23 protein-coding genes and 2 tRNA genes are annotated in these 24,969 nt (G+C 70.5%); 8 read left to right on the top strand and 17 right to left on the bottom strand.

Annotated elements, in window-relative coordinates; translation table 11 throughout:
* Window positions 1–146 precede the first annotated feature (146 nt).
* The 4 genes from ndk to BLW14_RS21510 all read right to left on the bottom strand — a co-directional run bounded on the left by ndk (window position 147) and on the right by BLW14_RS21510 (window position 5,276).
* Window positions 147–560 (bottom strand): nucleoside-diphosphate kinase, encoded by a 414-nt coding sequence (gene ndk / locus BLW14_RS21525; RefSeq protein ID WP_024492992.1) that lies wholly within the window; start codon window positions 558–560, stop codon window positions 147–149.
* A 101-nt stretch (window positions 561–661) separates the two neighbouring features.
* The gene (locus BLW14_RS21520) at window positions 662–1,021 is read right to left on the bottom strand and encodes a DUF4233 domain-containing protein (protein WP_093708842.1); all 360 of its coding nucleotides are present in this window, start codon (window positions 1,019–1,021) and stop codon (window positions 662–664) included.
* Between the two features lie 2 nt (window positions 1,022–1,023).
* Complete coding sequence (locus BLW14_RS21515; protein WP_093708841.1) at window positions 1,024–2,544, bottom strand: bifunctional tetrahydrofolate synthase/dihydrofolate synthase; 1,521 nt, start codon at window positions 2,542–2,544, stop codon at window positions 1,024–1,026.
* A 110-nt stretch (window positions 2,545–2,654) separates the two neighbouring features.
* The gene (locus BLW14_RS21510) at window positions 2,655–5,276 is read right to left on the bottom strand and encodes a valine--tRNA ligase (RefSeq protein WP_093708840.1); all 2,622 of its coding nucleotides are present in this window, start codon (window positions 5,274–5,276) and stop codon (window positions 2,655–2,657) included.
* Window positions 5,277–5,415: 139 nt separating this feature from the next.
* On the opposite strand from BLW14_RS21510, the gene BLW14_RS21505 reads away from it, so the two are divergent.
* Complete coding sequence (locus BLW14_RS21505) at window positions 5,416–6,417, top strand: hypothetical protein (protein ID WP_093708839.1); 1,002 nt, start codon at window positions 5,416–5,418, stop codon at window positions 6,415–6,417.
* A gap of 78 nt (window positions 6,418–6,495) precedes the next feature.
* Here BLW14_RS21505 and clpX read toward each other — a convergent pair whose 3' ends face one another.
* From clpX to BLW14_RS21480, 5 genes are all read right to left on the bottom strand, one after another.
* Complete coding sequence (gene clpX, locus BLW14_RS21500; RefSeq protein WP_018103185.1) at window positions 6,496–7,794, bottom strand: ATP-dependent Clp protease ATP-binding subunit ClpX; 1,299 nt, start codon at window positions 7,792–7,794, stop codon at window positions 6,496–6,498.
* A 156-nt stretch (window positions 7,795–7,950) separates the two neighbouring features.
* Window positions 7,951–8,634 carry an ATP-dependent Clp protease proteolytic subunit gene (locus BLW14_RS21495; protein ID WP_018518168.1) on the bottom strand — a complete coding sequence of 228 codons (684 nt, stop codon included), beginning with the start codon at window positions 8,632–8,634 and terminating at the stop codon, window positions 7,951–7,953.
* 78 nt (window positions 8,635–8,712) lie between these two features.
* Window positions 8,713–9,318 carry an ATP-dependent Clp protease proteolytic subunit gene (locus tag BLW14_RS21490; RefSeq protein WP_018518167.1) on the bottom strand — a complete coding sequence of 202 codons (606 nt, stop codon included), beginning with the start codon at window positions 9,316–9,318 and terminating at the stop codon, window positions 8,713–8,715.
* A gap of 266 nt (window positions 9,319–9,584) precedes the next feature.
* The gene (gene tig / locus BLW14_RS21485; RefSeq protein WP_093708838.1) at window positions 9,585–10,958 is read right to left on the bottom strand and encodes a trigger factor; all 1,374 of its coding nucleotides are present in this window, start codon (window positions 10,956–10,958) and stop codon (window positions 9,585–9,587) included.
* Window positions 10,959–11,109: 151 nt separating this feature from the next.
* A tRNA-Pro gene (locus tag BLW14_RS21480) sits at window positions 11,110–11,186 on the bottom strand.
* A gap of 153 nt (window positions 11,187–11,339) precedes the next feature.
* On the opposite strand from BLW14_RS21480, the gene BLW14_RS21475 reads away from it, so the two are divergent.
* Window positions 11,340–11,413, top strand: a tRNA-Gly gene (locus BLW14_RS21475).
* Between the two features lie 88 nt (window positions 11,414–11,501).
* On the opposite strand, the gene BLW14_RS21470 is transcribed toward BLW14_RS21475, so the two are convergent.
* Complete coding sequence (locus BLW14_RS21470) at window positions 11,502–11,696, bottom strand: hypothetical protein (protein WP_093708837.1); 195 nt, start codon at window positions 11,694–11,696, stop codon at window positions 11,502–11,504.
* A 500-nt stretch (window positions 11,697–12,196) separates the two neighbouring features.
* On the opposite strand from BLW14_RS21470, the gene BLW14_RS21465 reads away from it, so the two are divergent.
* Window positions 12,197–13,348 (top strand): acyltransferase family protein, encoded by a 1,152-nt coding sequence (locus BLW14_RS21465; protein WP_177154050.1) that lies wholly within the window; start codon window positions 12,197–12,199, stop codon window positions 13,346–13,348.
* 68 nt (window positions 13,349–13,416) lie between these two features.
* On the opposite strand, the gene BLW14_RS21460 is transcribed toward BLW14_RS21465, so the two are convergent.
* Complete coding sequence (locus tag BLW14_RS21460) at window positions 13,417–13,902, bottom strand: HD domain-containing protein (RefSeq protein WP_093708835.1); 486 nt, start codon at window positions 13,900–13,902, stop codon at window positions 13,417–13,419.
* A gap of 153 nt (window positions 13,903–14,055) precedes the next feature.
* Between BLW14_RS21460 and BLW14_RS21455 the strand changes: the two genes are divergently transcribed.
* The gene (locus tag BLW14_RS21455; RefSeq protein ID WP_093708834.1) at window positions 14,056–15,246 is read left to right on the top strand and encodes a cation:proton antiporter; all 1,191 of its coding nucleotides are present in this window, start codon (window positions 14,056–14,058) and stop codon (window positions 15,244–15,246) included.
* Here the strand turns inward: BLW14_RS21455 and BLW14_RS21450 are convergent.
* The 4 genes from BLW14_RS21450 to BLW14_RS21435 form a co-directional block, all read right to left on the bottom strand.
* The gene (locus BLW14_RS21450; RefSeq protein WP_093708833.1) at window positions 15,232–16,377 is read right to left on the bottom strand and encodes a PP2C family protein-serine/threonine phosphatase; all 1,146 of its coding nucleotides are present in this window, start codon (window positions 16,375–16,377) and stop codon (window positions 15,232–15,234) included. The two genes, BLW14_RS21455 and BLW14_RS21450, sit on opposite strands and share 15 nt — an antisense overlap.
* Window positions 16,378–16,482: 105 nt before the next feature.
* Complete coding sequence (locus BLW14_RS21445) at window positions 16,483–17,292, bottom strand: Fpg/Nei family DNA glycosylase (RefSeq protein ID WP_093708832.1); 810 nt, start codon at window positions 17,290–17,292, stop codon at window positions 16,483–16,485.
* 72 nt (window positions 17,293–17,364) lie between these two features.
* Window positions 17,365–17,853 (bottom strand): ribose-5-phosphate isomerase, encoded by a 489-nt coding sequence (locus tag BLW14_RS21440; RefSeq protein WP_018518159.1) that lies wholly within the window; start codon window positions 17,851–17,853, stop codon window positions 17,365–17,367.
* A gap of 129 nt (window positions 17,854–17,982) precedes the next feature.
* Window positions 17,983–18,576, bottom strand: coding sequence for a biotin transporter BioY (locus tag BLW14_RS21435; RefSeq protein WP_093708831.1), 594 nt, complete (start codon window positions 18,574–18,576; stop codon window positions 17,983–17,985).
* Window positions 18,577–18,973: 397 nt separating this feature from the next.
* Here BLW14_RS21435 and BLW14_RS21430 point away from each other — a divergent pair, with 397 nt between their 5' ends.
* The 4 genes from BLW14_RS21430 (at window position 18,974) to BLW14_RS21415 (ending at window position 23,224) form a co-directional block, all read left to right on the top strand.
* A complete protein-coding gene (locus BLW14_RS21430) occupies window positions 18,974–20,386 on the top strand; it encodes an amino acid permease (protein ID WP_093708830.1) in 1,413 nt (470 codons plus the stop codon).
* 138 nt (window positions 20,387–20,524) lie between these two features.
* Window positions 20,525–21,166, top strand: coding sequence for a superoxide dismutase (locus BLW14_RS21425; protein ID WP_093708829.1), 642 nt, complete (start codon window positions 20,525–20,527; stop codon window positions 21,164–21,166).
* A gap of 163 nt (window positions 21,167–21,329) precedes the next feature.
* Complete coding sequence (locus BLW14_RS21420; protein ID WP_093708828.1) at window positions 21,330–22,169, top strand: MOSC domain-containing protein; 840 nt, start codon at window positions 21,330–21,332, stop codon at window positions 22,167–22,169.
* A gap of 89 nt (window positions 22,170–22,258) precedes the next feature.
* Window positions 22,259–23,224, top strand: coding sequence for an aldo/keto reductase (locus BLW14_RS21415; RefSeq protein WP_093708827.1), 966 nt, complete (start codon window positions 22,259–22,261; stop codon window positions 23,222–23,224).
* On the opposite strand, the gene BLW14_RS21410 is transcribed toward BLW14_RS21415, so the two are convergent.
* Together BLW14_RS21410 and BLW14_RS21405 are read right to left on the bottom strand one after the other, a co-directional pair.
* The gene (locus BLW14_RS21410; protein ID WP_093708826.1) at window positions 23,215–24,096 is read right to left on the bottom strand and encodes a DUF4232 domain-containing protein; all 882 of its coding nucleotides are present in this window, start codon (window positions 24,094–24,096) and stop codon (window positions 23,215–23,217) included. The two genes, BLW14_RS21415 and BLW14_RS21410, sit on opposite strands and share 10 nt — an antisense overlap.
* Before the next feature lie 123 nt (window positions 24,097–24,219).
* Entirely contained in the window at window positions 24,220–24,870 is a 651-nt protein-coding gene (locus BLW14_RS21405; RefSeq protein ID WP_093708825.1) for a mycothiol-dependent nitroreductase Rv2466c family protein, read from the bottom strand.
* Between the last annotated feature and the right edge of the window lie 99 nt (window positions 24,871–24,969).

Raw genomic sequence — 24,969 nt, 5'->3', positions numbered from 1 at the left:
CCTGGCTGGGCAGAACGGGTGGCCGTTCCACTCATGGTGACGTTACGTCGGGGGGATGCGTTCCCGCGACCGGACACCCTATGCCGAAGGGCGACCGAATTAATTCGGTCGCCCCAGGTCATGAGCGCTGTTCGGCTGAGCCCGATTCAGGAAAGACCCGGGAAGAACAGCTTCATTTCCCGCTCCGCGGACTCCTCGGAGTCCGAGGCGTGGATGAGGTTCTCCCGGGTGATCGTGCCGAAGTCGCCGCGGATCGAGCCGGGCGCGGCGGCGATCGGGTCGGTGGGGCCGGCCAGGGCGCGGACGCCCTCGATGACCCGCTCGCCCTCGGCCACCAGGGCGACGACGGGACCCGACTGCATGAACTCGACCAGCGGCTCGTAGAACGGGCGGCCGACGTGCTCGGCGTAGTGCTGCTCCAGCGTGGCGCGGTCCAGGGTACGCAGTTCCAGCGCCGTGATCTTCCAGCCGGCCTTGCGCTCGATGCGGCCGACGATCTCGCCGACCAGTCCGCGGCGGACGGCGTCGGGCTTGAGAAGAACGAGGGTGCGCTGGGTCATCTGCGGCTCCTTGAAGGCATACGGGTGCGGTGAGGCGACATTACAGGGGCCCCGCGACGGGCCCGCCGCCGGGTTTGCCGCGGCCCGGCCGGCGGGGGGGCTCAGCCGCCGGCGGGCGATTCCGCCTCGGCGTGGGCCGCCGCCCAGCGGGCCTTCACCTCGTCGATCCGGCGGCCGTAGTGCACCGAGGCCCACCACAGCGCGCCGAAGGCGACGCCGAGGATGAACATCACGGGGATCACGAAGCCGCTCGCGACCAGCGCGACCTGGAGGGCCCAGCCGAGTTGGATGCCGCCGGGCCGGGTGATCATGCCGCAGAGCAGCACGGAGACCAGCATCCCGATGCCGCACACCGTCCAGACCGTGGCGTTCGACAGGTCGTCCGACTTCATCGCGACGAGTCCGGCGAACCCGATCACGAAGAACTCGCCGATCAGCGTGGACGCACAGAGCATGCGCATGGTCAGCGCCTTCCCAGGAGCAGCCGGGCCTCGCCGACCGTGATCACGGAACCGGTCACCAGGACTCCGGCTCCCGCGTACTCGTCCTCTTCCTCGGCGAGTGTGATCGCCGCCTCCAGCGCGTCGTCGAGCCGGGGTTCGACCTGCACCCGGTCGTGTCCGAAGACCTCGACGGCGACGGCCGCGAGGGCGTCGGCGTCCATCGCGCGCTCGGTGGAGTTCTGTGTGACGACGACCTCGGCGAAGATCGGCTCGAAGGCCTCCAGGAGCCCGCGCACGTCCTTGTCGCCGCTGGCGCCGACCACCCCGATCAGCCGGGAGAAGCCGAACGCCTCGGACAGGCCGTCGGCGGTGGCGCGGGCGCCGGCCGGGTTGTGCGCGGCGTCCAGGACGACGGTCGGGCTGGAGCGGACGACTTCGAGGCGGCCGGGCGAGATCACCGAGGCGAACGCCGAGCGCACGATGTCCGCGTCCAGCGCGCCGGGCTGCTCCGCGCCGATCCCGAAGAACGCCTCGACGGCGCAGAGCGCCACCACCGCGTTGTGCGCCTGGTGGGCGCCGTACAGCGGGAGGAAGATGTTGTCGTACTCACCGCCGAGGCCGCGCAGGGTCAGCAACTGGCCGCCGACCGCGATCTCCCGGGAGACCACGCCGAACTCCATGCCCTCGCGGGCCACGGTGGCGTCGGCCTCGACGGCCTTCTTCAGCATGACCTGGGCGGCGTCGACGGGCTGCTGGGCGAGGATGACCGTCGCGCCCTGCTTGATGATCCCGGACTTCTCCGTCGCGATCTCGCCCGGCGTGGAGCCCAGGCGGTCGGTGTGGTCGAGCGAGATGGGCGTGACGACGGCGACCGCGGCGTCGATGACGTTGGTCGCGTCCCAGGTGCCGCCCATGCCGACCTCGACGACGGCGACATCGACGGGCGCGTCGGCGAAGGCCGCGTACGCCATGCCCGTGAGCACCTCGAAGAAGGAGAGCCGGTAGGGCTGCTGGGCGTCGACCATCTCGACGTACGGCTTGATGTCCTCGTACGTGGAGATGAACCGCTCCGGGTCCATCGGGGCGCCGTCGAGGCTGATGCGCTCGGTGATCGACTGGACGTGCGGCGAGGTGTAGCGGCCGGTGCGCAGGTCGAAGGCGCCGAGCAGGGACTCGATCATGCGGGCGGTGCTCGTCTTGCCGTTGGTGCCGGTGATGTGGATCGAGGGGTACGCGCGCTGCGGCTCGCCGAGCACGTCCATCAGGGCGGCGATGCGGGTGACGGACGGCTCCAGCTTGGTCTCGCCCCAGCGGCCGGCGAGCTCCTGCTCCACCGCGCGCAGCGCCTTGTCGACCTCCGGGTCGGCGGGGCGGGCGGGCACATCCTCGGCGCGGGGCGGCCCCGAGGCGGCGCGCAGCGTGCGGCTGCCGGCCTCGATCACCGCCAGGTCGGGGTCGCGCTGGGTCTCTTCGTCGACGATCTCCGCGAAGGTGTCGTCGGAGTCGGACGCGTCGGGCCGGTCGGGGCGGGGCTCACTCACGGGCCCCAGTCTACGGATGGCCGCGGACATCGCGCGCAGCCGCCCGGGGGGCCGGACACGCCGAAGCCCCCGCGCCCCTCGGGTGAGAGGTGCGGGGGCTCCGGTACGGCTCAGGCCTGCGGCAGGGCGGCCAGCTGGCCGGTGATCCGCTCGATGTCGGCCTCGGCCTTCGCGAGCCGGCCGCGGATCTTGTCGACCACGTTGTCCGGGGCCTTGGCCAGGAACGCCTCGTTGCCGAGCTTGCCCTCGGCCTGGCCCTTCTCCTTGCGGGCCGCCTCCAGGTCCTTGGTCAGGCGCTTGCGCTCGGCGGCCACGTCGATCGTGCCGGACAGGTCCAGCGCGACGGTCGCCCCGGCGACGGGCAGCGAAGCGGTGGCGTGGAAGCCGTCACCGGCGGGCTGGAGCCTCAGCAGCTGCCGCATGGCCGTCTCGTGCGGGGCGAGCGGGGTGCCGGTCAGGGTCAGCTCGGCCGGGACCTTCTGGCCGGGCTGGAGGCCCTGGTCGGAGCGGAAGCGGCGGACCTCGGTGACGACCTGCTGGACGAGCTCGATCTCCCGCTCGGCGGCGTCGTCGCGGAAGCCGGAGTCCTTCGGCCAGTCCGCGACGACCACGGACTCGCGGCCGGTGAGCGCGGTCCACAGGGTCTCGGTGACGAAGGGGACGACGGGGTGCAGCAGGCGCAGCATCACGTCGAGGACCTCGCCCAGGACCCGGCCGGAGACCTCGGCCGGGCGGCCACCGCCGAAGAACGTGGTCTTGGACAGCTCGACGTACCAGTCGAAGACCTCGTCCCAGGCGAAATGCCGCAGCGCCTCGCTGAGCTTGGAGAACTGGAAGTCCTCGTAGTACGCGTCGACTTCGGCGACCGTCTTGTTCAAGCGGGAGAGGATCCAGCGGTCGGTCACCGACATCTCGTCGGCGGACGGCAGTTCGCCCTCGATCGTCGCCCCGTTCATCAGGGCGAACCGGGTCGCGTTCCAGATCTTGTTGGAGAACTTCGCGGAGCCCTGGACCCAGTCCTCGCCGATCGGGACGTCGGTGCCCGGGTTGGCGCCGCGCGCGAGCGTGAAGCGCAGCGCGTCGGAGCCGTACTTGTCCATCCAGTCCAGCGGGTTGACGACGTTCCCGAAGGACTTCGACATCTTCTTGCCGTGCTCGTCGCGGACCATACCGTGCAGCACGATCTTCGCGAACGGCGGGACGTCCTTGTTGATGTACAAGCCGAACATCATCATCCGGGCGACCCAGAAGAAGAGGATGTCGTAGCCGGTGACCAGGACGGAGTTCGGGTAGAACTTCGCGAGGCTCTCGGTCTGTTCGGGCCAGCCGAGCGTGGAGAACGGCCACAGGCCGGAGGAGAACCAGGTGTCCAGGACATCGCTGTCCTGGGTCCAGCCCTCGCCGGTGGGCGGCTCGTCGTCGGGGCCGACGCAGACCATCTCGCCGTCGGGGCCGTGCCAGACGGGGATGCGGTGACCCCACCAGAGCTGGCGCGAGATGCACCAGTCGTGGAGGTTGTCGACCCAGTCGAAGTACCGCTTCTCCATCTCCTGGGGGTGGATCTGGACCTTGCCGTCGCGGACGGCGTCACCGGCCGCCTCGGCGAGGGGGGCGACCTTGACCCACCACTGCATGGACAGCCGGGGCTCGACGGTGGTCTTGCAGCGCGAGCAGTGGCCGACGGAGTGGACGTACGGCCGCTTCTCGGCGACGATCCGGCCCTCGGCGCGCAGGGCGGCGACGATCGCGGAGCGGGCCTCCAGCCGGTCCAGGCCCTCGAAGGGGCCGGGGACGGTGATGATCGCGCGCTCGTCGAGGACGGTGAGGAAGGGCAGGTCGTGGCGCTGCCCGATCTCGAAGTCGTTCGGGTCGTGGGCGGGCGTGACCTTGACGGCGCCGGTGCCGAACGACGGGTCGACGTGGTGGTCCGCGACGACCGGGATCGTGCGGTCGGTCAGCGGCAGCTTGATCTGCTTGCCGACCAGGTGCTTGTACCGCTCGTCGTCGGGGTGGACGGCGACGGCGGTGTCACCGAGCATCGTCTCCGCGCGGGTGGTGGCGACGACGATGGTCTCCTCGCCCTCGCCGTACGTCATGGAGACCAGCTCGCCGTCGTCCTCCTGGTACTCGACCTCGATGTCCGAGATCGCGGTGAGGCAGCGGGGGCACCAGTTGACGATGCGCTCACGGCGGTAGATGAGCTCGTCGTCGTACATCCGCTTGAAGATGGTCTGGACGGCCTTGGAGAGGCCCTCGTCCATCGTGAACCGCTCGCGGGACCACGCGACGCCCTCACCGAGGCGGCGCATCTGGCCGGAGATCTGGCCGCCGGACTCGTTCTTCCACTGCCAGACGCGCTCGACGAACGCCTCACGGCCCAGGTCGTGGCGGGACTTGCCCTCCTTGGCGAGCTCGCGCTCGACGACGTTCTGGGTGGCGATGCCGGCGTGGTCCATGCCCGGCTGGTACAGCGCCTCGAAGCCCTGCATGCGCTTGCGGCGGACGAGGGCGTCGATCAGCGTGTGCTCGAAGGCGTGGCCCAGGTGCAGGGAGCCCGTGACGTTGGGCGGCGGGATGACGATCGCGTACGGCGGCTTCTCGCTCTTCGCGTCCGCCTCGAAGTACCCGCGTTCTACCCAGCGCTCGTACAGCTTCCCCTCTACCTCGGCCGGCGTGTACTGGGTCGGCAGTTCGGGGTTGCTGGCTGGCTGCTGCGCTGGGTTCTCGGTCACGCGGACAGTTTAGAGCCGTCACAGGAGTGCACTGAAACCGGTTTGTTCCGTAACGGTGTGCCTCCCGGTGGTCCGCGCGCGGGGGGCTTCCGTCAGGATGTTCGCAACGCATAAGTATCACGAACAGGGGACACCGCAGATGAGCTACAACCAGCCGGGTCCGTACGGTGGCCAGCAGCCGCAGGGCCAGCCCGGACCCTACGGCCAGCAGCCGGGCCCGTACGGCGGCCAGCAGCCGCCGCAGGGCCAGCCCGGCTACGGATACCCGCAGCAGGCCCCCCAGGGCGTCCCGCCCCAGCAGCAGCCCCAGCCCGGTTACGGCTACCCGCCGGCCCAGCAGCCCGGCCCGTACGGCCAGCAGCCCCCGGCTCCCCCGTACGGCGGTCAGCAGGGCTACGGCCAGCAGCCGGGCTTCCCGCCGCCGGCCCCCGCGAAGAAGAAGACGGGCCTGATCGTCGGCGCCGCGGTCCTCGCGCTGGCCGTCATCGCGGGCGGCGTGTACTTCCTGACGTCGGACGGCGGCAGCAGCTCCGTCGCGTCCTCGACCAAGGGTTACAAGCTGACGCCGCCGGAGACGGTGGGCGAGTACAAGCACGACAAGACCGACTCCGACAACAAGACCGGGCCGCTGACCGGCAAGGAGAAGACGGAGACGGAGGAGATGGGCGTCAAGTCGCCCGTCGAGGCCAGCGCCGTCTACGCCAGCGGGGACATCGACAAGAACCCGCTCACCACGAAGATGCTCATGCTCAAGGGCGTCTGGGGCCAGGTCGACGACCCGGAGAAGACGCTGAACGCGGCCTTCGCCGGGGCCAAGGACGAGATGGCGAAGGACGAGGGCGACAGCGACAGCGAGGCGACCCTCGTCGGCTCGCCCGAGAGCGTCACGCCCAAGGGCTTCGACGGCGCCCTGATGAAGTGCCAGACGATCAAGACGGTCAACAAGAAGTCCGACGGCTCGCTCCAGAACGGCCCGAAGGAAATCAACATCCCCGTCTGCATCTGGACCGACTACAGCACCGTCGGCATCGTGTTCGCCGTCGACCTGGGCGCGGCCATGACCACCGGCAAGAGCATGCCGACCGAGGACGTCGCCGACCTCGCCGCCAAGCTCTACAACACCTCCCGCACCAAGATCTGACCCGGGCGACGCGAAGGGGCGCCCCGCCGGTCCTCCGGCGGGGCGCCCCTTCGCGTACGTGCGGACTACCGCAACGCGTTACGCGGACTTCTCGTGGCGGCCCTCGTCACCCTTGCCGATCGTGCGCGGCTCGCGCGGGACCAGCGTCGGGTTGACGTTGTTGCGGACCACGTCGGCGGTGATGACCACGCGGGCGACGTCCTTGCGGGACGGGACCTCGTACATCACCGACTGGAGGACCTCCTCCATGATCGCGCGCAGGCCGCGGGCGCCGGTCTGGCGCAGGATCGCCTGGTCGGCGATGGCCTCCAGCGCCTCGCGCTCGAAGTCCAGCTCCACGCCGTCGAGTTCGAAGAGGCGCTGGTACTGCTTGACCAGGGCGTTGCGCGGCTCGATGAGGATCTGGAGCAGGGCCTCGCGGTCCAGGTTGTGGACCGAGGTCAGGACGGGGAGGCGGCCGATGAACTCGGGGATCATCCCGAACTTCACCAGGTCCTCCGGCATGACCTCCTGGAACTGGTCGCTCGCCTGGATCTCCCGCTTGGAGCGGATCGTGGCGCCGAATCCGATGCCCTTGGCGCCGGCCCGGGACTCGATGATCTTCTCCAGGCCGGAGAAGGCGCCGCCCACGATGAACAGGACGTTCGTCGTGTCGATCTGGATGAACTCCTGGTGCGGGTGCTTGCGGCCGCCCTGCGGCGGTACGGAGGCGGTGGTGCCCTCCAGGATCTTCAGCAGGGCCTGCTGGACGCCCTCGCCGGAGACGTCGCGGGTGATCGACGGGTTCTCGCTCTTGCGGGCGACCTTGTCGATCTCGTCGATGTAGATGATCCCGGTCTCGGCCTTCTTGACGTCGTAGTCGGCGGCCTGGATCAGCTTCAGCAGAATGTTCTCGACGTCCTCGCCGACATAGCCGGCCTCCGTCAGCGCCGTCGCGTCGGCGATGGCGAACGGGACGTTGAGCATGCGGGCCAGCGTCTGCGCCAGCAGCGTCTTGCCGGAGCCCGTGGGGCCCAGCAGCAGGATGTTGGACTTGGCGAGCTCGATCGCGTCGTCGCGGCCCGCGCCGCCGCCGTTCTCGCCGGCCTGGACCCGCTTGTAGTGGTTGTACACAGCGACCGAGAGGGCCTTCTTCGCGGGCTCCTGCCCGACGACGTACCCCTCGAGGAACTCGTAGATCTCGCGAGGCTTGGGAAGCTCCTCCCAGCGGACCTCGCTCGTCTCGGCGAGCTCCTCCTCGATGATCTCGTTGCAGAGATCGATGCACTCGTCGCAGATGTACACACCGGGTCCCGCGATGAGCTTCTTCACCTGCTTCTGGCTCTTTCCGCAGAACGAGCACTTGAGCAGGTCGCCGCCATCACCGATGCGTGCCACGAGGTGCTTCCCCTTCGCCTGGGAGACGCCTGGTTCAGCGGCTCCTGTGCCTCTATCCGACGGTACCTTGCCCGGCCCCCCATTCGGGCCCCCCTTGGCACGGTTCACACGGCCGGAGCCGGGTGACGCCGCCGTGCCAAGGGGATGGGGCGCAGGTCAGGCGAGCGCTCCGGCCGCGCTCTTGCGGGTCGACACGATCTGGTCGACGAGACCGTAGGCGAGGGAGTCCTCGGCGGTCAGGATCTTGTCGCGCTCGATGTCGTCGCGGATCTTCTCGATCGGCGTGGTGGAGTGCTTGGCCAGCAGCTCCTCCAGCTGGGTCCGCATGCGCAGGATCTCGTTGGCCGCGATCTCCAGGTCGGAGAGCTGCTCACGGCCGGTCTGCGAGGACGGCTGGTGGATCAGGACGCGGGCGTTCGGCAGGGCCATGCGCTTGCCGGGCGTACCGGCGGCGAGCAGCACGGCGGCGGCGGAGGCCGCCTGGCCCATGCAGACCGTCTGGATGTCCGGCTTCACGAACTGCATCGTGTCGTAGATCGCGGTGAGCGCGGTGAACGAGCCGCCGGGGCTGTTGATGTAGATGGAGATGTCCCGGTCCGGGTCCATCGACTCCAGGCACAGGAGCTGCGCCATGACGTCGTTGGCGGAGGCGTCGTCGATCTGCACGCCGAGGAAGATCACGCGCTCCTCGAAGAGCTTCGCGTACGGGTCGTACTCGCGCACGCCCTGCGAGGTGCGCTCCACGAAGCGCGGCACGATGTAGCGGTTGTCCACCTGCGGGCCCGTGTAGAGGCCGCTCGCGGAGGCGCCGGGGAAGTTGTTCATGTGGGTGTTCACCATCCTGGTGGCGTTCTGTGGCTGGGTGTCTCGGCGTACGAGAGATGCGGTGCGGTACGGGCGCTGTCCGGGGAGTCCGGATCAGGCGCCGGTGCCGCCGCCGCCCGGAACGCCCGATGCGATCGAGATGATCTCGTCGATGAGGCCGTAGTCCTTGGCCTCCTCCGCGGTGTACCAGCGGTCGCGGTCGCCGTCGCGGATGATCGTCTCCACGCTCTGGCCGGAGTGGCGGGCGGTGATCTCCGCCATGCGCTGCTTGGTGCGCAGCAGGTACTGGGCCTGGATCTTGATGTCCGAGGCCGTACCGCCGATGCCGGCCGAGCCCTGGTGCATGAGGATGTCGGTGTTCGGGAGCGCGAAGCGCTTGCCGGCGGTGCCGCCGGTGAGCAGGAACTGGCCCATCGAGGCCGCCATGCCCATACCGATGGTGACCACGTCGTTCGGGATGTACTGCATGGTGTCGTAGACCGCCATGCCGGCCGTCACCGATCCGCCGGGGCTGTTGATGTAGAGGTAGATGTCCTTCTCCGGCTCGGCGGCGAGGAGAAGCAGCTGCGCGGTGATCTTGTTGGCGATGTCATCGTCGACCTGCTGACCGAGGAAGATGATGCGCTCGCCGAGCAGCCGGCTGTAGACCTGGTCACCGAGGCCTCCACCGAGGGACGGCTCTCCGGCGGCGTAGGGCATCAGATTCGTCACGTATCCACCTGCTCGTCTCTGACGGCTCCGGCCGTCTCAGCGTCTTCGTACCGGGTGGGCCGGGACTACCCGACCCTTCCTCTTCATGGACCCTAACGCGCAGGTGGAACAACGCCATCCCGCTTCCGCGACTGTTCGCTGGGAGCGCAAGCTCCGCAGCGGGCACGCGGGTTGCGACGAAACGTCTGCCGGTACGACGACGGGCTCCGGACGCGGTGGCGTCCGGAGCCCGTCGTACGGGGTCAGCGCGAGGCTCAGGCCTCGGTCTTCTCCTCGGCGGCGGCCTCAGGGGCCTCCGTGGTCTCCGCCGCGTCCTCATCGTCTTCCAGCTCGACGACCTCACCGTTGGTGTCGACGACCTTGGCGGCCTCGACGACGACGGCGAGCGCCTTGCCGCGGGCGACCTCGCCGACGAGCATCGGCACCTGGCCGCCCTCGACGACGGCCTGGGCGAACTGGTCGGGGCTCATGCCGGAGGAGGCAGCGCGCCGCATGAGGTGCTCGGTGAGCTCCTCCTGGTTGACGTTGAGCTTCTCCTTGTTGACGAGCTCGTCCAGGATGAACTGGGTCTTGATGCCCTTGACGGCCTGCTCGGACGTCTCGGCCTCGAACTCCTCGGCGGTCTTGCCCTGGATCTCCAGGTACTTGTCGAGGGTGAGACCCATCTGACCGAGCTGGTGGTGCTCCAGGTTGTGCTTGCGGGTCTGGACCTCGTCCGCGAGCAGCTTCTCCGGGATCGGGACCTCGGCGAGCTTCAGCAGCTCCTCCAGGACGCGCTCCTGGGCCTGGGTGGCCTGGTCGTACTGCTTGGTGCTCTCCAGGCGCTTGCGACTGTCGGCCTTCAGCTCCTCCAGCGTGTCGAACTCGCTGGCCATCTGGGCGAAGTCGTCGTCCAGCTCGGGGAGCTCGCGGGCGGCGACGGCGCTGACCTTGACGGTGACCTCGGCGTCCTTGCCCTCGGCCGAGCCGCCCTTCAGCTGCGAGGTGAAGGTTGCCTCGCCGCCGGCCTCCAGGCCGGTCACGGCCTCGTCGATGCCCTCGAGGAGCTCGCCGGAACCGATGGTGTACGAGACACCCTCGGCCACGCCGTCCTCCAGGACCTCGCCCTCGACCTTGGCCTCGAGGTCGATCGTGACGACGTCGCCCTCGGCGGCGGCGCGCTCGACCGGGTTGGTGGAGGCGAAGCGGCCGCGCAGCTGCTCGACGGCCTTCTCGACGTCCTCGTCGGTGACCTCGATGGCGTCGACGGTGACCTCGATGCCGGAGTAGTCCGGGATCTCGATCTCGGGGCGCACGTCCACCTCGGCGGTGAAGGCCAGCACCTCGCCGTCCTTCAGCTCGGTGATGTCGACCTCGGGCTGGCCGAGGACGTTCAGCTCACCCTCGTTGACGGCCTCGGTGTAGAACTTCGGGAGCGCGTCGTTGACGGCCTCCTCCAGCACAGCACCACGGCCGAACCGCTGGTCGATGACCCGGCTGGGGATCTTGCCCTTGCGGAACCCCTTCACCGTGACCTGCTGGTTGATCTTCTTGTACGCCGCGTCGAGGCTGTCCTTGAGCTCCTCGAAGGGCACCTCGATGCTGAGCCGAACCCGGGTCGGGTTCAGGGTCTCCACGGCGCTCTTCACGGTTCGGTCTCCTTGGTGGCTGACTTCTTGGGGTTCTGCTCCGCCGCACGGGGGGCGGCTTCGCGGACCGAGCCCGGTACATCAGACACACGGGCACGCATTTTGCATAGTAACGGCAAGGGGGAGAACTCCCGCAATGCGATCTTGCCGGTGGTCGGGGTGGCCGGATTCGAACCGACGACCTTCCGCTCCCAAAGCGGACGCGCTACCAAGCTGCGCCACACCCCGTCGGTGCGACACGTAGGGTACATGCCGCCGGGCGCTGGGCGGTCCGCTTCGCGCACGGCGCGCGCGGGCCGGGGAAGGGGTGTGCAGGCACCGCCCGCGACCCGCTACGATGCTTGTCGTGCCGCGGTCGTCGTGACCTGCGGTGCCGTGTCTGCGGGCGTAGCTCAATGGTAGAGCCCTAGTCTTCCAAACTAGCTACGCGGGTTCGATTCCCGTCGCCCGCTCCATCGCGAAGGGCCCGGTCCAATGGACCGGGCCCTTCCGCGTTGTCCGGTCCGGTGGACCCGGGCGCGGCGCCCCGGGGGCTCGGACGGCTCAGAAGGTGATCTGGCTGATCGAGTCGACGATCGAGTCGATGAACCTGTTGATCGACGGGCCCATGCCCGTCGGTGCCAGGAAGAAGCCGAAGAGCGCCGCGACGATCGCGGGCCCGGCCTTGATGGAACCGCTCCTGATCATGACCACCAGGATGATCCCCAACAGAAGCACCACAGACAGCGAAATGGCCACGACTGCTCACACCCTCGGTCGGTCCGCCTTGCCGGCCCGGAGATGTGCGGCCCTGCACCCTCCGTCGCACCCATCGTGCCACCAACTCCCCCTGGGGTGTGGCCGGGTGACGTATCGACCTGTCGATATCGCGCCATCCTGCGCCCCTTGCGCCCCCTGTGCGCCCCCTGTGCGCCCGGCAGGAGCGGAACCGCACGGCCCGGGCCCGGGTGGCGTTCCGGGCCGTCGGCACCGCTCCGCCCGCTCTCACCCGACCGCATTTCGGACGCGAAATGCGACGTTGATCGTTTCTGTATCCACACAGTTTATTCACAGGCGAATTCGGTGCCGAACGCGAGGTAATTCACTCCGGCCAACTGCCCAGCCGTTTGCCCCATTTGATGCGCATGAAACGGGTCATAGCGGGCAGGTTTCATGGGTTTGCCATTTGATATGCAGGGAAGACGCGCTATTCAACGGCGGTTTTACGGATGGCAATCGAGACGTCTAGGGTTCCTGAGATGTTCCACGCTCCGAACGCACTGCAGAGGGCCGCGCTCACACCCGTGACCGGGGAGTCGGAGCCCAGACCCGCTGCATCGACAGCGGCCCGGGAGGCCCCGGCGCCGGTGGCGGAGCGCCCCGCGCCTGGCACCCCGGCCAAGAAGCGTGACGCCTTCTTCGACAACGCCAAGTACCTCGCCATCGTGCTCGTCGCGGTGGCGCACTCGTGGGTTCCGGTCATGGACGGCAGCCGGGCCGCCCGCGCGCTGTACATGGTCGTGTACACGTTTCACATGCCCGCCTTCATCATCATCTCGGGCTATTTCTCCCGGTCGTTCGACCTGAGCCCCGCCAAGGTGAAGCGGCTGGTCACCGGTGTCGCCGTGCCGTACGTGGTGTTCGAGACGGCGTACGCGCTGTTCCGCCGGTACGCGAACGACCAGCCGGACGTGGGCGTCAGCCTGCTGGAGCCCTGGTACCTGACCTGGTTCCTGGTCGCCCTGTTCATCTGGCGGCTCACCACGCCGCTGTGGCGCAACCTCCGCCACCCGCTGGCCGTTTCGCTCGCGATCGCCGTTCTCGCCTCGCTCGCCCCCGGCATCGGACACGACCTCGACCTGCCGCGCGTCCTCCAGTTCCTGCCCTTCTTCGTGCTCGGACTCCAGCTGAAGCCCGAGCACTTCGAGCTGGTCCGCCGCCGCGGGGCCCGGCTGCTCGCCCTGCCGCTGTTCGCCGCCGCGGTGGTCTTCGCGTACTGGGCGGCGCCCCGGATGCAGCTGGGCTGGTTCCTGCGCAACTCCAGCGCCCCGGACATGGGGGCGCCGTGGTGGTCGGGCGCGGTGATGACCCTGGGGCTGTTCGGCTGCGCGACGCTGCTGACGGCCGGGTTCCTGGCCCTGGTCCCCCGACGCCACATGTGGTTCACGGTGCTGGGCGCCGGCACGATCTGCGGCTACCTGCTGCACGGCTTCCTGGTGAAGGGCGCCGCCTACTCGGGCCTCTTCGACGACCACGCCTGGCTGGTCGGACCGGCCGGCCTGGTGATCGTGACCGTGGTCGCCTCCACCGCCGTCACCCTGCTCTGCACGCCGCCGGTGCGTCGGGCGCTGCGCTGTGTGACCGAGCCGGACATGAACTGGGCGTTCCGCCGGGACGCCGCCAGGATCTGAACCCTCCTCACACCCTCACGGAGCCCGGCCCGCGGCGGCCGGGCTCCGTCGCGTTCACCGGTGTTGGCTCAATCCCGACGCTTCGGGGGCACGTCCGGCGCGGTGAGCCCCAACAGCTCCCTTACCCGCGCATACTTCGCGGTCAGCCGGGTACGGGTAGCCGGCTCCAGGACCGCGAGGCGGGCCGGGTCGGCGTTGTGCGCGAGGTCGGCCTCCTTGACGAGCAGGGCGCCGGGGGTGGCCAGGATGCGCCGGGTGTACGCCTCCGGCTCCTCGCCCGGGCGCTTGGTGACCGCGAGCACCATGTCCTTGACCTCCTGCGGCAGCGCGGCCCCGGCCAGCCACTCGGCGGACAGCGCGTCGTCCTCCACCGCGTCGTGCAGCCAGGCCGCGGCGATCTGCTCCTCGCTGCCGCCCCTGATCCGTACGCCCTCCGCGACAGCCGCGAGGTGTTCCGCGTAGGGGCGGCCGGCCTTGTCGCGCTGGGCGGCGTGGGCCTCGCGGGCGAGGGCCTCGACCTCGGGCAGGGTCAGCCGGTCACGTGATGCGGTCATGGCAGGGACTCTAGGGCCTTGGGCGCACACCGGTTCCGCGGCCGGAGAGTTGCGAGGTCAATCGTTCGGTAAACTAACTGCTGACGATTCCTTGACGATCTCTTGACTCTCTGAAAGGTCGGGCTCATCGGACACGCAGACACGCTCATCGCCATGGGCGGCGCCTTCCTCGCCGCCGCGGTCCTCGCCCGCGTCGGCCGCCGCATCGGGCTCCCCACGATCCCCCTGTTCATCCTGGCCGGGATCCTCCTCGGCCCGCACACCCCCGGCATCGTCCTCGTCGCCGACCCGCACGACCTGGAGATGCTCTCCGCGCTCGGCCTGGTGCTGCTCCTCTTCTACCTGGGCCTGGAGTTCCACCTCGACGACCTCAAGGCGGGCGGCCGCAAGATGGCCGTCGCCGGGGGCACCTACCTCGCCCTGAACGTCGGCGCCGGGCTCGGCTTCGGCTTCGCACTGGGCTGGGGCACCTCCGAGGCGCTGGTGCTCGCCGGGGTGCTCGGCATCTCCTCGTCGGCCATCGTCACCAAGGTGCTGGTCGACCTCGGCCGGATCGGCAACCCGGAGACCCGGCCCATCCTCGGCATCATCGTCGTCGAGGACGTCTTCCTCGCCCTCTACCTGGCGGCACTCCAGCCCATCCTCTCCGGCGCCGACAGCCTCGCCGCGGCGGCGGCCGACGGCGGCAAGGCCTTCGGCTTCCTGCTGCTGCTCGCCCTGGCCGCGCGGTTCGGCACCCGGGTGATCGGAAGGCTGATCAACACCCGGGACGACGAACTCCTGGTCATCTCCTTCCTCGGCGCGGCCGTCCTGGTGGCCGGGATCTCGGAGTGGTTCGGGGTCGCGGACGCGATCGGCGCCTTCATGGTCGGGCTGATGCTCGGCAGCACGTCCTCGGGCGAGCGCATCCTCAAGCTGGTCCACCCGCTGCGCGACGCGTTCGGTGCGATCTTCTTCTTCGCCTTCGGGCTCTCCATCGACCCGGGCGACCTGCCCACCGTGCTGTGGCCGGTGCTGGCCGCCGTCGTGGTCACCCTCGCGATGAACGTGTGCGCCGGAATCGCCGCCGCCAAGGTGTACGGCTTCGGCCCGCAGGCCACCGCGAACATCTCCACCACCCTGGTGGCACGCGGCGAGTTCGCCCTGATCCTCGCCACGATGGCGGCGGGCGCCGGGCTCGACGAACGGCTCTCCCCGTTCATCGCGGGCTACGTACTGGTCCTCGCGGTCCTCGCCCCGCTGGCGGCCGGGCGCTCGCACTGGCTGGCGCGGTTCCTGCCGGGGGAACCCGAACCCGCGCTCCGCGAGCCCGAGCCGGTCGGGGCCGGCTCAGGACTTCCGTGACAGGAGCAGCAGGGCCCGGTCGTCGTTGACGTCCTTGGCGCAGGCTTCGATCAGGTGCCAGGCGGCGCCCTCGAAGCCGGTGCTGACATACCGGTCGGCCTCGCCGGTCAGCCGGTCGATGCCCTCCGCGATGTCCCGGTCCGCCGCCTCCACCAGTCCGTCGGTGAACAGCATCAGCACGTCGCCGGGGGCGAGGTGGCCCTTCACCGCGTCGAACTCGGCGCCGTCGTACACCCCGAGCAGCGGGCCCTCCGCCGCCTTCTCCTCCCACAGGCCGCTGCCCGCGTGGAGCTGGAGGGCGGGCGGGTGGCCCGCCGACAGGAGCTCGTAGTCGCCCGTCTCCAGGTCGAGGACCAGGTGGATGGAGGTGGCGAATCCCTCGTCCCAGTCCTGGCGGAGCAGGTAGCCGTTGGCGGCGGGCAGGAAGCCGTGCGGGGGCAGCGAGCCGAGGAGCCCGCCGAAGGCGCCGGACAGCAGCAGGGCGCGGGATCCGGCGTCCATGCCCTTGCCGGAGACGTCGGTGAGGACGGCTTCCAGGGTGCGGCCGCCGTGGGTGCGGGCCGCGACGACGAAGTCCCCGGAGAAGGACTGGCCGCCGGCCGGGCGCAGGGCCATCTCGCGGTGCCAGCCCTGCGGGAGGCGGGGCAGCGAGCTCTGGACCCGGATGCGTTCGCGCAGGTCGAAGAGCATGGTGCCGCCGCGCCGCCAGGGCACGCCGACCCGGGCGCGGAACTGGGCGAGGATCAGGCCGAAGAATCCGCAGGCGGCGACGGTGAGCACGGTGCCGGGGGTGACCCTCGCCGGGCCGTCCTCGTAGGGGCCGAGCCAGATCGACTCGACGATGAGGGCGGCGGCGGCCGTCGCGTACAGGCCGAGGAGGCTGGCGGGGCGCAGCAGCAGGCCGCCCGCGACGATCGGCAGGACGAGCATGGTGGGCGCGCACCAGACCGGGTCGGCCAGGGTGAGCGCGGTGACGGCCGGGATGACGAGCAGCAGGCCGGCCAGGGCGATCCAGTCGGAGCCGTCGCCGCGGAAGTAGTCGACCCCGGACCGGCGCAGCGTGCTGTAGGCCCGGTGCGCCGATTTCCGCAATCGGGCCGGGTACGTCTCTGCTCCTGCGCGTCGGGCCATTGCGGGGACCTTATCCACCCGGCGGCCTCCGGTGCAGGGGGACCCCATGACAATGTGTTCGAAATCGGCCCGACCGGTGCCGTACCGGTGGGTAGGGCGTGCGGATTACGCGGACTGGCAGCCGGGGCACCAGAAGAGGTTGCGGGCGGCGAGGTCGGCGGTGCGGATCTCGGTGCCGCAGATGTGGCAGCCCTGGCGGGCGCGCCGGTAGACGTAGACCTCGCCGCCGTGGTCGTCGACGCGCGGCGGGCGGCCCATCGCCTCGGGCAGGTGCTCGGGGCGGACGGTGTCGATCCGGTTGTTCCGTACGCCCTCGCGCATCAGCTCGCGCAGGTCCGCCCAGATCGCGTCCCACTCACGGCGGGTGAGGTCCCTGCCCGGCCGGTACGGGTCGATGCCGTGCCGGAACAGCACCTCGGCGCGGTAGACGTTGCCGACACCCGCGATGACCTTCTGGTCCATCAGCAGGGCGGCGACGGTGATCCGGCTGCGGGAGATCCGCTGCCAGGCCCGTTCGCCGTCCTCGCCGGCGCGCAGCGGGTCGGGGCCGAGCCGGTCGTGTATCGCGCGCTTCTCGGCGTCGGTGATCAGGGCGCAGGTGGTCGGGCCGCGCAGGTCCGCGTGGTGCGCGTCGTTGACCAGGCGCAGCCGGACGGTGTCGGTGGGCGGCGGGGCCGGCACCGTACCGAAGTTCAGCTTGCCGAACAGGCCTAGGTGGATGTGGACCCAGCCGGTGTCCGGGAAGCCCAGGAAGAGGTGCTTGCCGTGGGCATCGGCCGTGCCGAGGACCCGGCCGTCGAGCAGGGCGGCGCTGTCCGCGAACTTCCCCTGCGGGCTGCTCACCCGCACCGGCCGGCCGGCGAAGCGCTCGCGGTGGTCGTCGGCGAGGCGGTGGATCGTGTGTCCCTCGGGCACGGCGGCGGTTCTCCTGGTGGTGCGGGTCCGGACATGACTGTGCCGCCGGAAGGACCGGCGGCACAGGAGCTGTCAGCCCTGCTGCGGGTGGTGGGCGGGGATCGGAGGGAGCTCGCCGGTGTTCTCGTATGCCGTGAGCATGTCGATGCGGCGGGTGTGCCGCTCCTCGCCGGAGTACGGGGTGGCGAGGAAGATCTCGACGAACTTGGTGGACTCCTCGACCGTGTGCATCCGGCCGCCGATGGAGATCACGTTGGCGTCGTTGTGCTCGCGGCCCAGCGCGGCGGTCTGCTCGCTCCAGGCGAGTGCGGCGCGGACGCCCTTGACCTTGTTGGCGGCGATCTGCTCGCCGTTGCCGGAGCCGCCGATCACGATGCCGAGGCTGTCCGGGTCGGCTGCCGTCTTCTCGGCGGCCCGGAGGCAGAACGGCGGGTAGTCGTCCTGGGCGTCGTAGATGTGGGGGCCGCAGTCGACGGCTTCGTGGCCCTGTGCCTTGAGCCACTCGACGAGGTGGTTCTTGAGTTCGTAACCGGCATGGTCGGATCCGAGGTACACGCGCATGGGAGGAGTGTGGCACGTGCGGCGTGGGGGCGCCGACGAAGGGGTGCAGTGTGCCCGGTGCCGGGCAGACGCGCGGAGGCCCGCCGTACGCATGGCGGTCGGCGGGCCTCCCGAAGAGGTGTCGCGGTGTCAGCCCCGGCGGTCCAGGAGCTTCCAGGAGGCGGGCAGCGCGCCCATGGCCAGCGCCGCCTTCAGCGCGTCGCCGAGCAGGAACGGCGTCAGGCCCGCGGCGATCGCGGCGCTCGCCGACATGCCGGTGGACAGGGCCAGGTACGGCACGCCGACCGCGTAGATGATCGCCGAGCCGAGGACCATCGTCCCGGCCGTGCGGAGCACCGAGCGGTCACCGCCGCGCCGGGCGAGGCCGCCGACGACCGTGGCGGCGAGCAGCATGCCGAGGACGTAGCCGAAGGAGGCGCCGCCCGCGCCGGAGGTGCCGCCCGCGAACCACGGCATGCCCGCCATGCCGACGAGGGCGTACACGGCGAGGGAGAGGAAGCCGCGGCGTGCGCCGAGCGCGGTGCCGACGAGGAGGGCCGCGAAGGTCTGGCCCGTGACGGGGACCGGGGAGCCCGGGACCGGCACGGCGATCTGGGCGGCTATGCCGGTGAGCGCGGCGCCGCCGAGCACCAGCGCGGTGTCCACGGCGTAGCGGTGCCGGGCGGCGGGCAGCAGGTCGGCGAGGACCGCTCCGGTACGGGCGGGGGCGGCAGCAGTGCTCATCGGGGACTCCGCGGGGTGAGGGGCATATGGGGGCGGGGACGGACTGATCGTGACGCTATCCGACGGAGCCGCGCTCGATCACCATCAACGGCCCACAAAGCGGCGGTTGGGGCGTTGGTGGGATTCACACAAGAGGGGCCGCGCAATCGCTGCGGGGCGTGATGCTTGTCACGGAGGTGGGGGCGGATGCGAGCGGGGCGGGCCGGGAAGGGGCGCCGAGGCGGGACTGTGAACTCCCTCTAAAAGCGCGGCGCGTGACGACGGCCCACCGCGCCCCGCCGCGTGGCCGCGGGGTGTGGACCCGGTGACCGTATAACGGACGGTGGTTCCCGGTGACCGGGGTGCGTGGTCAGACTGGGAGGTCCCGCCCGTCTCGCCGACCGAACAGAGTTCGTCCATGTCCCGGACCTCCGCGCCCTCCCCCACCGGCTCCCCGGCCACCGCGCCCGACACCGGCCCCGACTCGCCCCTGACGCACGGGCTGAAGCAGCGCCATCTCTCGATGATCGCCCTGGGCGGTGTCATCGGCGCCGGGCTCTTCGTCGGCTCGGGCGCCGGCATCGCGGCCGCGGGGCCCTCGATCGTGATCGCGTACGCCGTCTCCGGGCTGCTGGTCATGCTCGTCATGCGGATGCTCGGCGAGATGTCGGCGGCCAATCCGGTGTCGGGTTCGTTCTCCGTGCACGCCGAGCGGGCGATCGGCCCGTGGGCCGGGTTCACGGCGGGCTGGGCGTTCTGGGTGCTGCTCTGTGTGGCCGTGGGCCTGGAGGGGATCGGCGCGGCGAAGATCGTCACGGGCTGGCTGCCGGGGACCCCGGAGTGGGCCTGGGTGGCGCTGTTCATGGCGGTGTTCCTGGGGACGAACCTGGCGTCGGTGACGAAGTTCGGCGAGTTCGAGTTCTGGTTCGCCGCGCTCAAGGTCACCGCGATCACGCTGTTCCTGGTCCTAGGCGTGCTGGCGGTCCTGGGGGTGCTCCCGGGGACGGACGCGCCGGGCACCGCCAACCTGAGCGGCGCGGGCGGCTTCCTGCCGAACGGCCCGGACGGGCTGGTCATCGGACTGCTCGCCTCCGTCTTCGCGTACGGCGGTCTGGAGACGGTCACCATCGCGGCCGCCGAGTCCGAGAACCCGGTGCGGGGCGTCGCGCGGGCGGTGCGGACGGCGATGTGGCGGATCGCGCTGTTCTACGTGGGCTCAATGGCGGTCGTCGTCACGCTGGTCCCGTGGAGCGACCCGAAGGTCGTCGAGGTAGGGCCGTTCTACGCGGCGCTGGACCACCTCGGCGTCGGGGAGGCCGCGCAGATCATGAACGTGGTCATCCTGGTCGCCCTGCTCTCCGCGATGAACGCAAACATCTACGGCGCCTCGCGCATGGCCTGTTCGCTGGTGGCGCGCGGCCAGGGCCCGAAGCGGCTGGGCCGGGTCTCCGGCGGGGTGCCGCGCACGGCGGTCCTGGTCTCGTCCGTGTTCGGCTTCCTGTGCGTGCTGCTGAGCTACTGGCGCCCGGACGACGTCTTCCCCTGGCTGCTCAACATGACCGGCGCGGTGATCCTCGTCGTCTGGATCTTCATCGCCGTCTCCCAGCTGATCCTGCGCGCCCGCCTGGAGCGCGAGGCGCCCGAGAAGCTGGTGGTGCGCATGTGGCTGTTCCCGTGGCTGACGGTGGCGGCGCTGCTCGCCATGGCCGGCATCTTCGTACTGATGCTCCGCCAGCCCTCCACCCGCGACCAGCTGCTGGCGTCGGGCGCGCTCACGGTGGTCCTGGCCGCGATCGGGGCCGTACGGCAGCGGCGGCGCGCGGGCGCCTGAGCCAACACTGACAAATCCGTACGAAACACCGGGTCCTAAGCCGAAGGGCTGACCCGGTGTTTCGCGTTCCTGCTGTTAGCCTGCTCTTGCATAGAGGTTGCAATAACAACTTGTCAGCAGTTGGAGGGTTCGAAACCAATGGCCACGTACACGCTCCCGGAACTCCCGTACGACTACGCCGCGCTCGAACCGGTCATCAACCCGCAGATCATCGAGCTCCACCACGACAAGCACCACGCCGCTTACGTGAAGGGCGCCAACGACACCCTGGAGCAGCTGGAGGAGGCCCGCGACAAGGAGGCCTGGGGAGCCATCAACGGCCTCCAGAAGAACCTCGCCTTCCACCTGTCCGGCCACATCCTGCACTCGATCTACTGGCACAACATGACCGGCGACGGCGGCGGCGAGCCCCTCGCGGCGGACGGCGTCGGCGACCTCGCGGACGCGATCACCGAGTCCTTCGGCTCCTTCGCCGGCTTCAAGTCCCAGCTGACGAAGGCCGCAGCCACCACGCAGGGCTCCGGCTGGGGCGTCCTCGCGTACGAGCCGGTCAGCGGCAAGCTGATCGTCGAGCAGGTCTACGACCACCAGGGCAACGTGGGACAGGGCTCGGTCCCGGTCCTCGTCTTCGACGCCTGGGAGCACGCCTTCTACCTCCAGTACAAGAACCAGAAGGTCGACTTCATCGAGGCGATGTGGGCCGTCGTCAACTGGCAGGACGTGGCCGAGCGCTACGCCGCCGCCAAGGAGCGCGCGGACGTGCTGCTCCTCGCCCCCTGAGCAGGGCCCCTGCCGGGGCGCACCGAGCGTCCTGCCTCGTGATCGTCTTCTCAACCTTCACCGGGCAGGCGGATGAAGGGGAGGCCCCCGCCCGGACGTGACAGGCGGGGGCCTCCCTGTCGCATCCCCCGGCTGCCATGATGTCCGGCATGAGGAGCACATCATGACGATCACCGTCCACGAGCTGGTGTACTACCCCGTCAAGGGCTGCGCCGGGACCGCGGTCGACTCCGCGCGGGTCACCGCCACCGGCCTCGCCCACGACCGGACCTTCATGGTGGTCGACGCGGCCGAAGGCGCCTTCCGCAGCCAGCGCACCCACCCCGCGATGGCGGCGGTCGGCGCCCGGGTCCTGGACTCCGGAGCGGCCCTCGCCCTGTCCGCCGAGGGCACCGGCACGCTGCGGTTCGACGTGACCCCGGACGGGCCGCGCCGCGAGGTCACCATGTTCGGCCGGGACCTCGGCGAGGCCGTCGACCAGGGGGACGAGGCCGCCGAGTGGTTCTCCGATGTGCTGGGAGCCGCGTCCCGGCTGGTACGGGTGCGGCCCGGCTTCGACCGGGACGGCTGGGGCGAGACCCCCGGCAAGGTCAACTTCGGCGACGCGCACGCGGTCCTGGTCACCTCGACGGCCTCGCTGGCCGGCCTCAACGCCCGCATCGCGGCCCGGGGCGACGCCGCGCCCGTCCCCATGGACCGCTTCCGGGCCAACATCGTGCTGACCGGCGACGACGAGCCGCACTTCGAGGACCGGGTGGCGCGGATGACCGTGGGCACCGCCGAACTCGCCTACTCGGTACGGGCGCTGCGGTGCAACGTCCCGCTGGTCGACCAGCGCACCGGCCGCCGCGCCGGCCCGGAGCCGGTGCGCACGCTGGCCACGTACCGCAGGGAGCCCGATTTCGGGAACAAGCTGAGCTTCGGCGCGAAGAACGCGGTGGTCCGCGAGGGCGTGGTGCGGGTCGGCGACCCGGTCCTCGTTCACAGCCCGGTGGCCGGCTGAACGCCCGTAAAACCGGCTGCCGTTGACGGGCGGCTCTCCTATCGTCGACCTGATGTGCCCGGAACGGGACGACGACGTGGAGGATGACTGTGCGCTACCGCGAGCTGGGACGCAGCGGACTTTCGGTGTCGGAGATCGGCTACGGCGCCTGGGGCATCGGTGAGTCCAGCTGGGTGGGGGCGACGCGGGACGAGTCGCTGCGCGCCCTGAACCGGGCCATCGATCTGGGCGTCAACTTCATCGACACCGCGCGCGGCTACGGCGAGAGCGAGCGCATCGTCGGGCAGGTGGTACGGGAACGGGCCGGTGACGAGGTGCTGGTCGCGACCAAGGTGCCGCCGAAGAACGGGGGGTGGCCGGCGGCGGACGGCCTGGACCCGGCGGACGTGTTCCCCGGCGAGCACATCCGCGGCAGCCTGGAGACCAGCCTCGCCGCCTCCGGGCTGGACCACTTCGACGTGCTCCAGTTCCATGTCTGGAACGACGAGTGGCTGGGGCGCGGGGACTGGCTGGAGACGGTCGCCGCGCTGAAGCAGGAGGGCAAGATCCGCCTGTTCGGGGTCTCCGTCAACGACCACGCGCCCGAGAGCGCCGTCGCGCTCGTCCGCAGCGGCGCGGTCGACAGCGTGCAGGTCATCTACAACGTGTTCGACCAGGCCCCGGCCGACGAATTCCTGCCGGCCTGCGCGGAGCACGGCGTCGGTGTGATCGTGCGGGTCGCGCTGGACGAGGGCGGACTGACCGGCCGGATCACCGCGGACACGACCTTCCCCGAGGGTGACTTCCGCAACCGCTACTTCAAGGGCGACCGCCCGGCGCAGGTCGAGCGGCGCGTCGCGGCGCTCGTCTCGGACCTGGGCATCGGGCAGGACGCGCTCGCGGAGCACGCGCTGCGGTTCGTCCTGAGCCACCCGGCGGTCTCCACGGTCATCCCGGGCATGCGCAGCGTCCGCAACGTGGAGCGCAACACCGCCGTGAGCGACGGACAGCCGCTCACCGGCAAGCAGTTGGCGGTCCTGGCCGAGCACCGGTGGCCGCGCAACTTCTACTGCTGACCGGCGCCCGCCGGGGTCTTCTTCCACGGGCCGACGCCGAGCCGGCCCGTGGTGCCGAGGTCGAGCTCCGGGGTGACCGTCACGGGCTTCGCGCCGGGCTTCGCGGTGACCTCGACGTACGGGGCGTTCACCGGGTCGCCCTCGGTGGTGGTGTTGCGCCAGGCGAGGGTCGCGCGCGCGGACTCCCCCGGCCGCAGGGTCACGGGCCGGGGCGCGGCGCTCCCACCGACCCCGGTCGAGATCTTGTCGGTGCCGTGCAGGAGGTCCACACCGCTCACCGGCTCCCGGTCCTCGTCGAGGAGCCGGAGCGACGGGTAGCCGTTGAGGTGGTAGTCGGCGGTCCCGCAGTTCTCCAGGTGGATGCCCACGACGCGCAGTCCCATCGCGGCGTCGCCCCGGTCGTTGGTGATGCGGACCCCGGAGGACGGGCAGTCCCCGCCCGCCCCGTCCGACGGGACGGCCCGCACCTTGATGATCCGGGCCCGGTACGAGCGGGCCGAGCCCGGTCCGTCCGCCGTGTCCAGGGGCCGCCGCACGGTCTGCCCGGGCCCGACCGCCTCCACGGTGCGCGTGATGTTGTCCATCGCCTCGCCGAGGCCGTTGACCAAGGTGAACGTGATGGTGAAGGTGAGCGGTTCCTTGTCGGTGTTGGTGACCTCGTACCCGGTGGACGGGGCGCCCGAGGGACCGCACTTTCCGCTGACGACCCGGACGTTGTCCCAGGTCCGCCCGTCGGGGCCCACGACCGGCTCGGCGGGCGCGCAGGTCGCCCCGGGCGAGGCCGGGGCACCGGCCGTCTCCTTCCCGCATCCGGCGAGCAGCGCGGTGCTCGCGAGGGCGGCACACAGGACGAGGGCGGTGGCAGGACGCATCCGCCCAGATGATCAAAGGGCGCCGGAGCCGGGCTGTGCCCCAGGTCACATATTGCGTCACGGTGCCGTCACAGAAGGCGGCGGGGACCGGTCCGTGGCCGGTCCCCGCGACGCCGCTTGCGCTCAGTCGAAGATCGGGCCCTGGGTGCGGGTGCGCTTGATCTCGTAGAAGCCGGGGATCGAGGCGACCATCAGGGTGCCGTCCCAGAGCTTCGCGGCGTCCTCGCCCTTGGGGGCGGGGGTGACGACCGGGCCGAAGAAGGCGAGCTGCTCGCCGTCGGCGCCGGGGACGGCGATGACCGGGGTGCCGACCTCCTGGCCCACTTTGTCGATGCCCTCCTTGTGGGAGGCGCGCAGCTCGGTGTCGTAGGCGTCGGAGTCCGCGTGGTCCGCCAGCTCGACGGGGAGGCCGACGTCCTTCAGCGCGGCCTCGACGGCCTCGCGGGTGACGCCCTCGCCCCGGTTGTGGAAGCGGGTGCCGAGCGCGGTGTAGAGGGGGCCCACCACCTCGTCGCCGTGGAGCTGCTGGGCGGCGACCACCACGCGCACAGGGCCCCACGCCTTGTTCTCCAGCATGTCGCGGTACTCGGCGGGCAGGTCGTCGAGCCGGTCCTCGTTGAGCACCGACAGGCTCATCACGTGCCAGCGGACCTCGACGTCGCGGACCTTCTCCACCTCCAGCATCCAGCGGGAGGTCATCCAGGCCCAGGGGCAGACCGGGTCGAACCAGAAGTCGACGGGGGTCCTGCCGGTCGCGGTGCTGTTGTCAGACATCTCTCTCCTCGAACGGATGAACGCATCTGTGGGCAAGTCTGTGCGCGAGAACACCGGACGGCGCTTCGGCCATTCCCGCCCGCGAGGCCGGGAGGCGGC

The organism is Streptomyces sp. 2131.1 (genome assembly GCF_900105515.1).
In the GTDB taxonomy this organism is placed as follows: domain Bacteria; phylum Actinomycetota; class Actinomycetes; order Streptomycetales; family Streptomycetaceae; genus Streptomyces; species Streptomyces drozdowiczii.
This window is presented reverse-complemented; position numbering and strand designations above follow the sequence as displayed.